Origin of the sequence: Bacteroides caecicola (assembly GCF_023337095.1) — a bacterium.
Lineage (GTDB): Bacteria > Bacteroidota > Bacteroidia > Bacteroidales > Bacteroidaceae > Phocaeicola > Phocaeicola gallinarum.
Map to the genome: position 1 here is coordinate 1 of NZ_JAMBLM010000023.1, position 15,296 is coordinate 15,296.

Consider the following 15,296-nt stretch of genomic DNA (forward strand, 5'->3'; position numbering starts at 1 on the left):
AATTACAATAAACAAAGGCTAAAGCAGAAGTTTTTTTACTTCTAAGTTTCAATCTATAAGATTTTTACTTTTGCAATTCTATTTTGAGATAGCCTCTTTTCGCTTATATTCTGAATCCTCTATTTTTTCGTAAGCATCCGATACGGTCTTTCAGCAGATAGGTATATTTAGCCTGTGACTGTTGCGAAAGTGCGTCGGCAAGTTTCATCTTGATTTCATTGTATTCGAATACAGTCGATTTCCCGGCTGCATATTTTTCCAAGGCATACCGATGCGCTTCCTGATTAGCTATTACTGCTTTCGTGGTGGAACGGTATTTCTCGAATGCGGATATCGCATCCGTATAAGCCTGCTCGATGTCTTTGTACAACTGCTTTTTCTCGTTATCCAATGACAGTCTCGCGTTATCCTCATCGATACGTGCCGACCTCACCTGGTTCCGCGTGGAAAACCGATCGAACAACGGGATGCTGATTGTAAAGCACAGGCTTTTCTGCATGTTGTTGTTAAGCTGCCTCCGGAACGTCTCGCCCAGTCCGCTCCCGTTGTCGTAATAGTTCGTGTTGATTCCGGCTGCGAATGAAAGGGTCGGGTAATATCCGGACTTGGCTATCCGGATGCCTTTTGTCTTACTCTGCAGGGTGTAATATGCCTGACGTATCTGAGGCATACAGGTCAGGGCGGACTGATAGATGCTCACCGGACTCAGCGTGTCGGCGATGGCAATCTCTCCGCCAAGCGAATCAATATCAAACTGTCCATGCCCTTTCAGCTCCATCAGTTGTGCCAGGTCAAGATAGGCGAGCCGGAGGGAATTTCTCGCTTCGGTAGCGGTCAGTTCGTCATCCGCCAGCTGTGCACGCACATCATAAAGTTGTGATTCGGCAGCCTTCCCGTTCTCGATAAGAAGCTGCGTGCAGGTTTCCTGTTCCTTGGTCAGCTGTATCTGTTCCAATGCTATACGGTAGATTTCCTTGTTCAGAAGAATCTGGAAATAGGCTCCAGCCACGTTCAGCGACAGGTTGTTCTCTATCAGTTCCCGGTTCGCCTCTGCAGCAAGCAGATCGAAGCGGTTCTGCGCAATGGATGCCGTCCGCTTGAATCCGGCAAATATCGGGATTTCCGTAGTTACAGAGAAAGAAGAGTTCTGTATGTTGCTGTTCTCATACATGTTGTTCTGGTTCAGCGAGCGTCCGAATGTGAAGTTCTGCGAGGCACCTGCATTCAAATCCGGGAGGAAACTGTTTCTTAATGTATTCTTCTGTACTTTCAGGCTCTGAATCTGGTTATCACTTTGTTTTACCTCAATGTTGTGTGTCACTGCATAGTCGATACACTCTGCAAGCGTCCACTTTTTCACTTGTGCCTGTACATTTCCCTGACAGGCTAATAATCCGGCAAAAGCCAGTATAGATACTAATCCTTTCATATTTCGTCCTTTCTTATTCGTTTTTTTGCTCTACAAAAGTAGACAGACAAAGCCACGGACGATGTTATCGGAAAGTTATCAATAGGTTAAGAAAGAATGGCGTACGATATACGCCATTCTTTCAATAAAACAATTACTTAATAAACATAGCTACAATTTTTCCAATTTCCTTACCACCATAATAGATGATAATAATAGAAAGAGCTATCACTCCCAAAAGTATGATATATCTAAAGAATTCATTTTCTTGGAAGAGTCTTTTCAATGGTTCTATAAAGTGTAACATATATTATTTTGTTATTTCAGCAATAAACTCTCCTGTAGCCTTTCCGAGTTCATAGCAAGCAAATACAGAACCAGCCACAGTTCCTATAGCAATTATAGTCACAATAAAACCGCCATTAATATTCTCACAATCTTCAAGAGACAAATTACACATAATTTTATTACTCATACCAATTACTTATTTTGTACATATCCAACATAACAACCGGCAGCAAAAGCAGCTGCAGCAACAGTAGCAGCCGCTACTTTACCTGAAATTGCTACTCCCAAAATCACGATAGGGAAAATACCACCATTTACATTTTTCATTTCTTGCAGATTCAATTCCTGCATACACAAATTTGTTTCTTTCATACTCATAAAGTTTAACATTAATATTTAATTTATCTATTTAATTTAACCTAATTCATCAAACTGCTCGTTCCACAACCGGCTGTAGATGCCGCCGGAATTGAACAGTTCCTTGTGCGTTCCCGTCTCGGCTACCTGCCCTTTGTCGAGCACTACAATCATGTCCGCGTTCTTCACCGTGCTCAGGCGGTGCGCTATGACAATGACGGTCTTTCCCCGTTTAGCCAGTGCGTCCAGCGTCTGCTTCACGTGCTTCTCCGATATGGAATCCAGCGAGGAGGTCGCTTCATCAAAAATCAGAATCTCCGGTTCCTTATACAGGGCGCGTGCGATGGCGATGCGCTGCCGTTCTCCCCCGGAAAGGGAAGCCCCGTGCTCGCCGATGTAGGTCATATATCCGTTGGGCAGACGTTCGATGAAATCCTTCAGTCCGAGTTGTTCCACAAGGTCTACAATCCGTTTCATGTCCGGCTGCAGGTCGCCCACCGCAATGTTCTCGATGATTGTCCCGGCAAACAGCTCAATCTGCTGCGGAACAGTCCCCACCCGGCGACGGAGGCTCCGGTTGCTTATCTGGGCGATGTCATATTCTCCGATGCGGATCTGCCCGGACTGGATGGGATAGATATGCTGCAAAAGGGAGATCAGCGTAGTTTTTCCCGAACCGCTCTCGCCGATGACAGCGGTGGTCTTTCCTTTCTCTATCTTCAGGTCAAGTCCTTTGAACACTTCTTTCCGCGAACCGTAACGGAACGACACGTTCTCAAACGTGATGTCACCGATCATGTCCGGTTCAAGCTCTATCTTTTGGCTGTCGTCCTGTTCACGCTCTAAGTCCATAATCTGAAACAGGCGGTCGGCTGCAATCAGCGCGTCCTGAATGGTCTGGTTGGAAGATATCAGCGAGCCGATGGGTGAAATGACGTAGCTAATAAGCGAATAGAATACCATCAGCGTTCCCGGTGTCAGTTCCTTGTCGATGACCAGCACGCTTCCCATCCAAAGCACCGCAATGGTGATGGCTGTGGAGACGAACTGGATGCCACCCTGTGCCATGATCGCTCCGTAAATGCTGCGGAACGTGTTCTTCAACAGATGCACGAAGCGGGTTTCCGTCTTCAGGTTGGCAAAGTCCTCGATGCCGAAACGCTTGATGGTGGAGATGGAGTTGATGGATTCCACCAGTTGTGCCTCCAAGTCCGCGCTGCTCTCCATAATACCACGCTGGTATTTCCGGTTCAACCGGTTGAAACCCCAGAAGATAAGCAGGAAAAGCGGTGCGGATGCCAGCGTCACAAGAGCAAGCTCCCACGAATACACGAACATCAGACCTACGGAGAAAAGCAGGATCATCATGTTCACCACCAAGTCAAGCGACACGTTGTTGATGAAGTTCCGGATTTTCACCGCATCGTTCACACGCGAGATGATCTCACCCACACGCATCGTGTCGAAGAACTGTTGCGGGAGTGTCAACAGGTGCTTGTAATACCCTAATATCAAGGCGGCATCGATGCGCTGCCCGGTCTTCAGTGCCAAGATGCTCTTCATGGCTCCGATAAAGGTGCGGAGAATCAGGATGACAATCATCACCACGCCCATCAGGTTGAGCAGGTTGATGTTTCCGTCCACCAGCACGTAGTCGGTAATCTTGCCCACATATACCGAAGTGGATAGTCCGAGAATACTGTATACCAACGCCCCGAACACCGCCTGCATCATGACGCTCTTGTGTGGTGCCAGCAGCGAGAAGAACTTCCGCGTCATGCTGGTTTTCATGTTCCCTTTCTTGAAGGTCTCTTCCGGTTCCATCAGCACAAGCACGCCCGTCCACATCCTCTTGAATTCTTCATCCGTCACCTTGTGCATCCTTCCGTCTCCCGGATCCATATAGGTGATGTGTCCCTTTTCCACCTTATAGATGACCACGAAGTGCTGCAGGCGCTCATGCACGATCACATGGGCGATGGTCGGTTTCGGAACGATGGCAAGGGCTTCAAACTGTGCCCTCACGCCTTTCGCCGAAAGTTCGAGCCGGTTGGCTGCCTCTACCAGTCCCAACACATTTGTTCCTTTCTGGTCTGTGAACGCATATTGCCGGATGCGGGCAACCGGGAACTGGAGTCCGTAATGTGCACAGACCGAGGCAAGACATGCCGCGCCGCAGTCCGTTATGTCATGCTGTTTTATCTTGATTCCTTTCTTATACATAGTCATTCTGTTTTTTTCGTTTTTCCATTCAGTTTAACTTCGCTATCCTTGTCTCGTTCTCATATTGTTTCGGGTTCACCCATCCATCCATTTTCTGATAGAGCAGGTCGAACAGCGAACGGCGTGTCACCATGAAGTGTGCGTTCACCGTCATTCCTTTTTTCAGTTTCCCTACCCTTCCGTTCTTCAGCTGTAGGTAGTCACGCTCCATCTCGCATTTCACCTTGTAGAAGGAATTGCCTTGACTGTCCGTCAGGAAGTCCGATGATATATCCTTTACTCTTCCCGGTATCGTTCCCCATTCGTTGTAATTGAACGATTCCACCTGCACGTTCACCGGCATACCCACGCTCATGAACCCGATGTTCCTCGGCGTGACATAGACCTCCAGGCAGAGCGTGGAGTCGGGACTGATAACCGCCAGCGACTGACCTGCCTGAATGCTGCTTCCACGGTACACGCCGGAAAACTGGTCTACCGTCCCGTCCACCGGGCTGCGCACGATGTACATGTCCTTGTCCTTTATCTCCTGATTCAGGCTGGAGTTCATCTCGTTGTATGTGTTCCGGTAGGTGTTCTGATCCGCCTGCCAAGTGCTGAGTTGGCTCTGTACCAGTGATGCCAGTTCGTTCTGCTGGCTTTTCAGCTTGAAGTAGTAACTGTCGTATTCCTCTTCCGAAATGACCTTCTTCTCAAAAAGCGTCCTGTTCCGGGTGTATTCCTTTTCCGCCTGTGCCAGTGCCGTTTCCAGTTCCTGTTTCTTCCGGATGAAATAGGCATATTCCTGCTGCCTTACCGGGGAACTGAACCGTTCCGGACGTTCGCCCTTCGCCAAAAAGGCAAGGTCGGCAAGCTGTGCGCTGCAGTCGTTCAATCGGCTGGTCTGGTAATTGATTTTGTAGTCCGAATTGTTGGTGCGGAACCGGAGAATCACATCTCCCTTGTTCACTTGGTCACCTTCCTTCACGAAAACCGAATCCACGATTTCGGTAATGGAGGAAGTAATTTCCGCCTTTTCCGCCACCGGTCTCACCACGCCGCTTCCCTGTACGGAGATATCCACATAGATGAAGGGAAGTGCAACAAGTGTGACGGTCACGGCAAGCAGGACAACCCAATAGATTACCTGCGATTTCGTTGTATGCTGATAGATGTACGTCTCGATACTGTTCTCTATCCATTCGTTCGGTAATAGCATATCTTGTTAAAATTAAAAACGGTTACTTCTGTTTCCTTTTCACAGGACAAAAGTAACCGTTCTAAAAAAGAGGATATGTTATGCTTATGTTATCGTTAGGTTAAATTCAAATCTAAAACATTACATTGTGCTACATTTTTACTTTACCAATAAATAATAAGATTCAATTTGTTTTATGTCATCCGACCTTCTATTTTGTACATTCAACTCTGATTACTCGCTTTTTGCAATGCAATGAATCCCGTATGATCAGGAAAATTATGGAATAAATCATCGTTTTTAAAAAAACGAATTTTTTTCCAAATGGCCAAACAATCAGAACAAGCAACAGACATCACGCAACCAAATACAAGACAAGCAAAATTTCCATTTATCAATGAGATAATGACAGGTATCATACCCCATAGAAGAAATGGAAATAATAAAAAAGACCTGTATTGGACTTTCGACAGAGTTTCATTATATCGACATGAAATTTTAAACAAACGTAAATCAAACACGAATGATGTTTTTTTTCTCCTTTCTTTCTTTAAAAGAATCCACAAAATATAATTGATGTCACGTAAAAGCAAAGCTACAACTAATATTCCTAAAGCAATAAACAGTTCTGTTAAAGCATTTGTGGGAGACGTTTGTTCAAAATAAGTAAAATGCCATAAAAAGTAATAAGGTATTAGTCCTACTATACCAAGTAAGAAAAAAATCTGAATTATTTGCTTAAATAAATCAGATTGTGATAACATGATTTTTTGCTCTTCCATAATCTTATCAATAAAAGAGGGTGTCCTTCTCCTTTCTGATTCTCCTTCCACTATCTAAGTTTAAGAATATCCAAGAGAGCCTTGTTTTTCAAGAAATCCGGCAACCCATGTTCCGTACAGCTTTCACCATCAGGTCCGGGTGCCACTCCTCCACTCATGCTTTTCAATTCTTCAATCTCTAAAGTTTTCAATTCGTTCTTTTTCATACGCATTTCTATTTAATTGTTATTATACTTTTTGTTTGTTTTTCTGATGCAAAGGTAAGCCAACATCATTAGGAATTATGTTACCTTTATGTTATCGTTAGGTTAAAAGTTATTGCTTCTATATAATTATTATTCTAACCTTTATATTACCGTCCTCATCAAGATAATAAATCTCTTTTTCTTTTCCACCGTAGATATTGCGCATGGAATCATCGTTTAACTCAAATATACATTGTTTCATAATTCAAATAATTATTGTTTCTATTTTTTTATATCGCAAAGATATTCCAATATAATTATGTTATCATAATGTTATTAAAAAGTTATTATTTTTGCATTTAAAAAATCCGTACATGAAACATAAGAAGATTAATATATTTGTTTTTATAGGTATAATTGCAATTATTGCTCTTCAAATGCTATGGCTATATAATACATATACAGCACTTGAAAAGAATTTATATAAAGAATGTAATACAATTCTTCTTAAAGCTATCCGGAGAGAAATTTCAATAAGATTTCAAGAAGCTCCCAAAGGAACTGAAATAGTAGGAACCAGTATTCATTCTGACATGAGAAAAAATGAACTTGCTCCTGAAATCGTAAGTATTAATGAAGGGTTATCTAATATAGGATTAGAAATTTCTTTGAAGAAAATAAATTCAATAGTATCTGATATGTTAAAAAAGACAGATCTATTATGTCCTATTTTAATAAATAAGATTGATATTAAAAGCCAAAAGGTATTATCTTCAAGCGGTTTTAACGGAAATATCCATGATTGGGGAATAATGAAATCTAAAATCATCCCCATTACATCCGATTTGTCACAAGGTATTCAATTGGTGATTATAAGTCCGTATCGAATATTCCTAAGACAGATGGGATTGCTTATTATAGCAACAATCATAATCTTGATTTTTGTGATTGGTTGCATAATCTATCAGATAAAAATCATTAACCGCATTAATAAGATTTCCCAAATACGGGAAGATTTTTCCTACGCGATGGTGCATGACATGAAGACCCCGCTTACTACCATATTCACGGCATTGAGTTTTCTGCACAACGGAAGCCAAGATTCTGCAACTTCTCGCCGGAAACAAGAATGAGATCATCCGCCGCGAAGCTATCCTGAGCCGCTGCTGGAATACGGAAGACGATTTTTTCGCTTCCCGTAGCCTCGATGTATTTGTCACCAAACTCCGCAAGCTCTTTACCGATGATCCGGATGTGGAGATTAAGACCGCGAGAGGTGTCGGACTGATGCTGGTGGCAAAGTAACGTATCGGAAATTACATAACCTTACGGCAGGCAGGACATTTCAGACAAATAGAAAAGTCAGGGCATAAAAAAAGGAGTACCGCTGTACTCCAACCTTTGTTAACCTTAAATCTAATACTATGAAAAACACGATGCAAAGATACGGACTTTTGGCGATGACGCAAATATTCCGACCTTTAAAAGGTGTTTTATAACATGTTTTAAGAAGAACCTGCTACAGCTTAATCGCTGTTAACAGATTTTTCAAGGTTATTAAGTTCTGCCATCTCCTTCGTTGCCACTTCGATGGCTTCGTTTATATTGCTGCAAATGTTTTCTTTGCCTAACAGCTCATAGAATCCGGACTTTTCAAGTACGCTATGCACTTGTGGGTTTACCCCCGACAAAATAATATGAATATTTTCTTTTTGCGACATCCGGCACAGTGTATCGAGGTTATGAATACCCGTAGAGTCGATAAACGGAACTTTGCGCATACGGATGATGCGAATCTTCGGACGGTCGCCCAGCCGTGCCATGATTTCTTCAAACTTGGTGGCAATGCCAAAGAAATAAGGACCGTTGATTTCATACACTTCTACCCCCTGCGGAATAATCAGATGTTCTTCGTGTACTTCGAGGTCGGACTCGTTATTCGGGTCTATTTCGTCGGTAATTACAGATATTTCGGTGGTTTCCATCACACGCTTCATAAAGAGCACGCAGGCTATAACCAAGCCTACTTCGATGGCTACGGTCAAATCGAAAATAACGGTGAGGAAAAACGTGATCAACAACACTACCACATCTGCTTTCGGATTTCTCAGCAAGCCCTTGAATACGCGCCAACCGCTCATATTATAAGATACAACCACCAATACCCCGGCAAGACATGCCATCGGGATATACTGCGCGAGCGGCATCAGAAACAGCAAGATGAGCAACAGCACGACGGCATGTACGATACCTGCCACCGGAGATTTTCCACCATTATTAATATTGGTCATCGTACGCGCTATCGCACCGGTAGCAGGAATCCCTCCGAAAATCGGCGAAACAATATTCGCCACCCCCTGTGCTACAAGTTCGGTATTCGAATCATGACGGTCGCCAATGACACCGTCTGCCACCGTAGCCGAAAGCAGCGATTCGATAGCCCCCAATACGGCAATGGTAATAGCTACCGGAAACAGATTTTTCACAGCTTCCCAGTTAAGTGAAGGAACAGCCGCTTCGGGAAGCTGCGACTTAATACTGAAACGGTCGCCAATGGTATCGACGGCAGTAATGCCTCCGTACACCTTCATCAAGTAAACCGCCAGCGTAACCACCACGATGGCTACCAGCGAACCGGGTATCTTTTTCGAAAACTTGGGCGTAAGGGCAATAATAAGGATACTGACTACACTCACCACAACATTCCACCAGTTTACCGTATCAAAATGGCGGACATACAGCATCCACTTCCCCACAAAGTCACCGGGCACTTTCTCTCCCCCGAAATTCAGCCCGAATACATCGGCTATCTGCGTAGTAAAAATCGTAACGGCAATACCACTCGTAAACCCGATGATTATCGGATAGGGAATGAATTTGATAATCGTACCCAGCTTGAACACTCCCAATAATATAAGAAGCACTCCCGCCATCATAGTGGCCACCATCAGCCCCTCGATACCGTATTCTTGGATAATGCTGTAAATAATAACGATAAAAGCGCCGGTGGGACCGCCAATCTGTACTTTGCTTCCTCCCAACAACGAAACCACAAACCCTGCAACAATGGCAGTAATAATACCCTTCTCAGGACTCACCCCTGAAGCAATGCCGAAAGCAATAGCCAAAGGCAGAGCTACAATACCCACAATGATACCCGCCATAACGTCGGTCGTCAGGTCTGTTTTCGTATAACCCCGCATCGTTGCAAAGAGTTTCGGCTGAAAATTAAATCCTTTCATAGAAATTCCTAATATGTTATTGTATGTAAAAAGAGGTGCAAAAGTATATATTTTAAGAAACATTCCCCGCTTGAAATGTGTTTTTCTTTTAGCAAAGAGGCAAAAAGTATTAATAGATTATAAATATAAGCTGTAATGATTACAAATTTGAATAAAATTACTATCTTTGTAATCAGAAAAAAGAACACGAATTATCAACCAACTAAATAACTAATAATTATGGGAAAAAGTATCAAAGGAACAAGAACTGAGAAGAATCTGGGTATTTCATTTGCAGGAGAATCTCAAGCAAGAATGCGTTACACTTACTTTGCAAGTGCAGCGAAAAAAGAAGGATATGAGCAAATAGCTGCCATCTTTACCGAAACTGCTGACCAAGAAAAAGAACACGCTAAACGCATGTTCAAATGGCTGGAAGGCGGAATGGTGGAAATCACAGCCAGCTATCCCTCAGGAGTAATCGGCAACACACTTGAAAACCTGAAAGCTGCCGCTGCAGGAGAAAACGAAGAATGGTCACTCGATTACCCGAAATTTGCCGACATCGCCGATGAAGAAGGTTTCCCGGCAATCGCCAAAATGTATCGCGAAATCGCAGTAGCCGAGAAAGGACACGAAGAAAGATATCTCGCTCTGGCTAAAAACGTAGAAGAAGGCAAGGTATTTAAGAAAGATACAGAAGTAGTATGGCAATGCCGCAACTGCGGTTACCTGTATGTAGGTACAGAAGCTCCGGAAATCTGTCCGGCTTGCTTGCACCCTCAGGCATACTTCGAACTGAAGAAAACCAACTATTAATGTAATACGCCGCAAGGCGCTGGCAATCCACTTTTTTAATCCGTCACGCTCCCATCACGGTTAACTACTTACTTTTCAGCAGACCTAAACCGGCCGTGATGGGGTGACGGTACCTCTCTCCCACCTCTGATATAAGACCAAAGATAAACAACTGAAAATCAGAGTCCGAAAACATGCGGTTAAACCGACCAACCTAAGCGGATAAACTCCGGTACGCAAGCGGATGAATTACTCAACGCTACGGGTAGCGTTTGAAGACACACTGCATTCAGAAAAAACACAGGCGAAAATACCTATTTTCAGGTATTGCGCATCTATCCGAATCTTCCCATCTTTGTGTATATCAATCAACAACTACTAAAACAATAAAAACATGAAAATCAAAGCAATTATAGGACGTGAAATCCTTGATTCACGCGGAAACCCTACCGTAGAGGTAGAAGTAAAATTGGAATCGGGCGTTGTAGGACGCGCGTCAGTACCTTCAGGAGCCTCAACCGGTGAACATGAGGCACTGGAACTACGAGACAAAGACCCGAAACGCTACGGCGGAAAAGGCGTATTAAAGGCTGTTGAAAACGTAAACAGCGTAATCGCTCCGGCGCTAATCGGATGGTCGGCATTCGACCAGCGTGCCATCGATAAAAAAATGTTGGAACTCGACGGTACAAAAACCAAGTCCAACCTCGGTGCCAACGCCATTCTCGGTGTATCGCTCGCCGTTGCGAAAGCCGCAGCCAACTACCTGAACATCCCGCTGTACCGCTACATCGGCGGAACCAACACTTACGTAATGCCCGTACCGATGATGAACATCATCAACGGAGGTTCGCACAGCGATGCGCCGATCGCATTCCAAGAATTCATGATTCGCCCGGTAGGAGCACCGTCGTTCCGTGAAGGACTTCGGATGGGAGCGGAAGTGTTCCACGCGCTGAAAAAGGTGTTACACGACCGCGGACTCAGCACGGCAGTAGGCGATGAAGGCGGCTTTGCCCCGGCACTGAACGGAACAGAAGATGCCCTTGAGTCAATTCTGGCAGCCATCCGCGCAGCCGGATATGAACCGGGAAAAGACGTAATGATAGGCATGGACTGTGCTTCTTCAGAATTCTACAAAGACGGCGTATACGATTATACCATCTTTGAAGGTGAAAAAGGCAAGAAACGCACATCTGACGAACAAATCGCATATCTGGAAGAACTGATCAGCAAATACCCCATCGACTCTATCGAAGACGGCATGAGCGAAAACGACTGGGAAGGATGGCAAAAACTGACGGCACGCATCGGCAACCGCTGCCAGCTGGTAGGCGACGACTTGTTTGTAACCAACGTAGAATTCCTCTCAAAAGGTATCGCTACGGGATGTGCCAACTCTATCCTTATCAAGGTAAACCAAATCGGTTCGCTGAGCGAAACGCTCGATGCCATTGAAATGGCACACCGTCACGGTTACACCACAGTAACCTCTCACCGTTCAGGCGAAACGGAAGATGCAACCATTGCCGACATCGCCGTAGCCACCAACAGCGGACAAATCAAGACCGGTTCATTGAGCCGTTCCGACCGCATGGCTAAGTACAACCAGTTGCTTCGCATCGAAGAAGAACTGGGCGATTTGGCTGTTTACGGCTACAAACGCATCAAGTAAGACACATTCTTTTCGGTTTTATAAAGAATATACGGATGAGCGAACCTCAATCCGTATATTTTTTTTGCATTTAAACCCTACTGAAAATCAGGCACAAAGAATTTTTTTTGAAAAAAGTTTGCCAAAACATTTGCAGATTCCAAAATTAGTCGTACCTTTGCAACGCAATCGAGAGAGATAGCAACGATAAAAACAAAAAACTTAATGGTGCGTTAGTTCAGTTGGTTAGAATACATGCCTGTCACGCATGGGGTCACGGGTTCGAGTCCCGTACGCACCGCAATAAACATTGGAAATCAATGTTTTATAAAATAAGCACCCGATTTTACACCCAAGAATGTAAAGTCGGGTGTTTTTATATTATTTAATGAATCATCTTTTAGGTAGCAGATAAAAATAAAGCAAACGAAAAGGGAAACAAGTTTTCTTTCTTCATTTGCTTTATATGATATGCAGGTTTATTTGCTTAATCTGTCATCATCAATTCAGAATATGTTCAGGAATGGACGTTGTTGCAAATGCTCCTATTATTTTATAGTCTGTTTCGGGAACAGTCAGTATCATTGTGTAGTCTCTTGGTGGAACGCTTTTTGTAGTGGCATTGCTGATGAGTTCCTCCCAATCCACATCTAAATAGCCTCTGATAATATCCAGTACTTCTTGAGAATTATTATTGAACGACAAAGCGAATTCGTGGGCTTCCATCGGAGCATTTTGCGCAAAGTTTCCGAATTCATCGGCTGAATAATTCAGACGCAAATAGAGAACAGCTTTCTCCCCGTCCTTCTTGACAAAAAACTCATAAGTGCCTTTGGCAATCGGGGTATTATTCAATTGGTGCTGGATGTAGTCCATTGTAAAGAAATAGCAATCACGTGCCTGGTTGTTTACCAAATAGAGCCTAAGGTTTGAAGTCAGCGTAGGGTGATTGCTTTCGGCAATGCCGTATGCGATATAGCAATCCGTTACTTTCACTTCGACCGTTTCCTTGTCGCCCGTCACGTTGTCCGTCAGAGTAAGCGTGGTGCTTCCTTTCTGTTTGCCTTGCAGGGAAACATAGACGCTTCCTCCTTCGTTCAGAACTTCATTGGCTTCTATTATCGTTTCATCCGCTACGGACAGGCTGATGTCGCCGCTTCCATTGGTAATGGGAATCTCAGTAATGCCGTGCCACAATCTTACTTCATAATAGGTCTTTTCAAGGCCGAATGGGGAGATTAGTTCATTTTCGTTATTATCACTGTTGCATGCTGAGATAAACAGACTAATGATAATGAAAAAGGAGGTGATAAGTTTATTCATATTCTAAATTATTATATATTCTCGATTGACCCTATCAAGATGTTAATAATATATTGAAAACGTGAGCCAACTATGCCACGTCTTAACTTGAAGGTCGTAGGAAACCTTGGATACAGATGTAACAAAGCGGCCCACGCTATAGCGTGAGAACCACTATGCTATCCTTGTATCCAATTTGAAAATTTCCTACGTTTTCAAGTACAAGATAAGCATAACGCTTCTTCTTTTTCTCTTATGTCTTGGAAAGAGTTGCCTCAATCCGTCTGCAAAAATACAGAATTTTATTGAAATCCAATCAAATACTATTGAATTACATCCTAAATCCTCTACTTTTTCTCGGTTCTTCCACTGACTGCCGCAAACCTTGCCGAAATTTCTCCCATTGTTCCTTGAACCATTCGCTAATCGGTTGCCTGTTTATGGTCAGAACCAATTTATTGTTATCGGTCGGATTCCTTTCTACCTTGAAAACATCATTCTTGATGTCAAACTTTCGTCTGTGTTCTTCGGAATAAATCCTGCCGTTGCACCTGATAGCCTCTTTCTTCGTCAAAAGGCTCTCTATCATTTCTTTGGTGAAGCCGATGGCTGCGCACAGTTTCTCCATTCTCAGCATCTCCCTGAGCATCGGGAACCATTTGAAAGCCTTTTCAAGAATAGCATTCAGCCGTGATATTTCCTTGTCTTTGGCTTCAAGTTCTTGATGGTGCATCCCTTGCAGATTGCGTATCTGTTTGCCGTGCTGTTCCTGCATGTGCCGCATTTGGGCTTTCAAGTCATCAATTCCCTTATCCCGTTTGGCAATTTCCTGACGCAGTTCATCATTGGACTGCTCCAGCTTCTTCATTTTCCCGCTGCCGAAAAGAGAACCCACTCCGCTTACTATGACCGTAGCAGCATCGGTGGCTGCACCTTTGAGCTTGTCCGTGCGTATCTCCGATTTCACCTGACGAAGTTCCTGTTCGGCAAGATTTATCTGTTCTTCTTTGTGCCGTTTTGCAGCATCCATGCGTTGCAATTCGGCTTTCTGCTTCTCAATGATGAAGTCGTTCCTCTCCAGATGCTCCTTGCCTGTTACAGCCTTTGACTGTCCACGTTCCATCAGCAGGATGTCGGATGCCAAGTTTTGCATTTCGGTCATATCCTCGTCATTGAGTTTGCGGCTCTTGCCTGTATCGTGGTTCATCCAGTCGAATACGATATGGGCATGGTAATTCGGCTTGAACCATCTTTCGCCTACTTGAAAACTCTCCCTGTCCTCCGGTGCAGGCTGACCGTTCAGCCAATGCCCCTCGTCTTTGTGCAAGAAGATTTGAAGCGGAGTGATACCCCATCGTTTTTGGCACTCCTCGCCAAACCTACGCACATCCTCCAGTGTCGTGTCCGGTCTGATAAGCAATACTCCCTCACGGATGGGTGAGCATCCCGCCACCTTGATAATCTTGCCATTCTTCCCTTTGCGCTCACGTTCTTTTTCCTGCATGGCACGGCCTGTCTTTTCTTTGACCATGCGTTTGATGTTCTCATAGTGCGTCTGCAATTCGGGACTGCCGAAATCCGGATTTATCCATTGTTCGTTATCAGCCGTAAGTTCGGACACGATGTAGATTTTGGACTTGCCGATGTTGCGCATATACTCGGCAGTCCTCCGGTTATGAGCCTCGCTTGATGCCACGTTGCAAGGCTTGATATGTATGCTTGATTTTGTTGCCATCTTTTCAATTTTTGATTCGGTTATTACTAATTTGGTTTGCTGCTTTCCGCTCATAACCGCAGGGGGTTCTTAGGGGTGAAACCCATAAGCGGAGTTTCCAAAGAGAGGGTCACTCTTTGGTCGGGTTGCATAGGGCTGAAAGCCCTTGCCGGGTTCTTAGGGCAGT

At 44.2% G+C, this 15,296-nt stretch carries 13 protein-coding genes, 1 tRNA gene and 1 pseudogene; 5 read left to right on the forward strand and 10 right to left on the reverse strand.

Annotation, left to right across the window (positions count from 1 at the left end; all coding sequences use genetic code 11):
• Window positions 1–103 precede the first annotated feature (103 nt).
• The 7 genes from M3085_RS13465 to M3085_RS13495 form a co-directional block, all read right to left on the reverse strand.
• Window positions 104–1,429 (reverse strand): TolC family protein, encoded by a 1,326-nt coding sequence (locus M3085_RS13465; protein WP_249053289.1) that lies wholly within the window; start codon window positions 1,427–1,429, stop codon window positions 104–106.
• A gap of 289 nt (window positions 1,430–1,718) precedes the next feature.
• Window positions 1,719–1,883 (reverse strand): hypothetical protein, encoded by a 165-nt coding sequence (locus tag M3085_RS13470; RefSeq protein WP_249053290.1) that lies wholly within the window; start codon window positions 1,881–1,883, stop codon window positions 1,719–1,721.
• Between the two features lie 5 nt (window positions 1,884–1,888).
• Entirely contained in the window at window positions 1,889–2,068 is a 180-nt protein-coding gene (locus tag M3085_RS13475; protein ID WP_249053291.1) for a class IIb bacteriocin, lactobin A/cerein 7B family, read from the reverse strand.
• A gap of 42 nt (window positions 2,069–2,110) precedes the next feature.
• The gene (locus M3085_RS13480; protein ID WP_249053292.1) at window positions 2,111–4,276 is read right to left on the reverse strand and encodes a peptidase domain-containing ABC transporter; all 2,166 of its coding nucleotides are present in this window, start codon (window positions 4,274–4,276) and stop codon (window positions 2,111–2,113) included.
• Between the two features lie 28 nt (window positions 4,277–4,304).
• On the reverse strand, window positions 4,305–5,474 hold the full coding sequence (locus M3085_RS13485) for an HlyD family secretion protein (RefSeq protein ID WP_249053293.1): 1,170 nt from the start codon (window positions 5,472–5,474) through the stop codon (window positions 4,305–4,307).
• 203 nt (window positions 5,475–5,677) lie between these two features.
• Window positions 5,678–6,235, reverse strand: coding sequence for a metalloprotease family protein (locus M3085_RS13490; protein WP_249053294.1), 558 nt, complete (start codon window positions 6,233–6,235; stop codon window positions 5,678–5,680).
• A gap of 50 nt (window positions 6,236–6,285) precedes the next feature.
• Window positions 6,286–6,441 (reverse strand): bacteriocin-type signal sequence, encoded by a 156-nt coding sequence (locus tag M3085_RS13495; protein ID WP_249053295.1) that lies wholly within the window; start codon window positions 6,439–6,441, stop codon window positions 6,286–6,288.
• Window positions 6,442–6,794: 353 nt separating this feature from the next.
• Between M3085_RS13495 and M3085_RS13500 the strand changes: the two genes are divergently transcribed.
• The gene (locus M3085_RS13500; protein ID WP_249053296.1) at window positions 6,795–7,553 is read left to right on the forward strand and encodes a hypothetical protein; all 759 of its coding nucleotides are present in this window, start codon (window positions 6,795–6,797) and stop codon (window positions 7,551–7,553) included.
• Window positions 7,513–7,725 (forward strand): annotated as a pseudogene (locus tag M3085_RS13505) (helix-turn-helix domain-containing protein); the annotation flags it as partial. The gene M3085_RS13500 and the pseudogene M3085_RS13505, both read left to right, overlap by 41 nt.
• 221 nt (window positions 7,726–7,946) lie before the next feature.
• Here M3085_RS13505 and M3085_RS13510 read toward each other — a convergent pair.
• Window positions 7,947–9,662 carry a SulP family inorganic anion transporter gene (locus tag M3085_RS13510; protein ID WP_178256872.1) on the reverse strand — a complete coding sequence of 572 codons (1,716 nt, stop codon included), beginning with the start codon at window positions 9,660–9,662 and terminating at the stop codon, window positions 7,947–7,949.
• 219 nt (window positions 9,663–9,881) lie between these two features.
• Between M3085_RS13510 and rbr the strand changes: the two genes are divergently transcribed.
• From rbr to M3085_RS13525, 3 genes are all read left to right on the forward strand, one after another.
• Window positions 9,882–10,460 (forward strand): rubrerythrin, encoded by a 579-nt coding sequence (rbr, locus tag M3085_RS13515; RefSeq protein WP_191710883.1) that lies wholly within the window; start codon window positions 9,882–9,884, stop codon window positions 10,458–10,460.
• Between the two features lie 373 nt (window positions 10,461–10,833).
• On the forward strand, window positions 10,834–12,114 hold the full coding sequence (gene eno / locus M3085_RS13520; protein WP_178256874.1) for a phosphopyruvate hydratase: 1,281 nt from the start codon (window positions 10,834–10,836) through the stop codon (window positions 12,112–12,114).
• A 206-nt stretch (window positions 12,115–12,320) separates the two neighbouring features.
• A tRNA-Asp gene (locus tag M3085_RS13525) sits at window positions 12,321–12,394 on the forward strand.
• A 200-nt stretch (window positions 12,395–12,594) separates the two neighbouring features.
• On the opposite strand, the gene M3085_RS13530 is transcribed toward M3085_RS13525, so the two are convergent.
• Window positions 12,595–13,416: a hypothetical protein gene (locus M3085_RS13530; protein ID WP_249053297.1), complete on the reverse strand. Its 822-nt coding sequence runs from the start codon at window positions 13,414–13,416 to the stop codon at window positions 12,595–12,597.
• 310 nt (window positions 13,417–13,726) lie between these two features.
• Window positions 13,727–15,130 carry a mobilization protein gene (locus tag M3085_RS13535; protein ID WP_249053298.1) on the reverse strand — a complete coding sequence of 468 codons (1,404 nt, stop codon included), beginning with the start codon at window positions 15,128–15,130 and terminating at the stop codon, window positions 13,727–13,729.
• Between the last annotated feature and the right edge of the window lie 166 nt (window positions 15,131–15,296).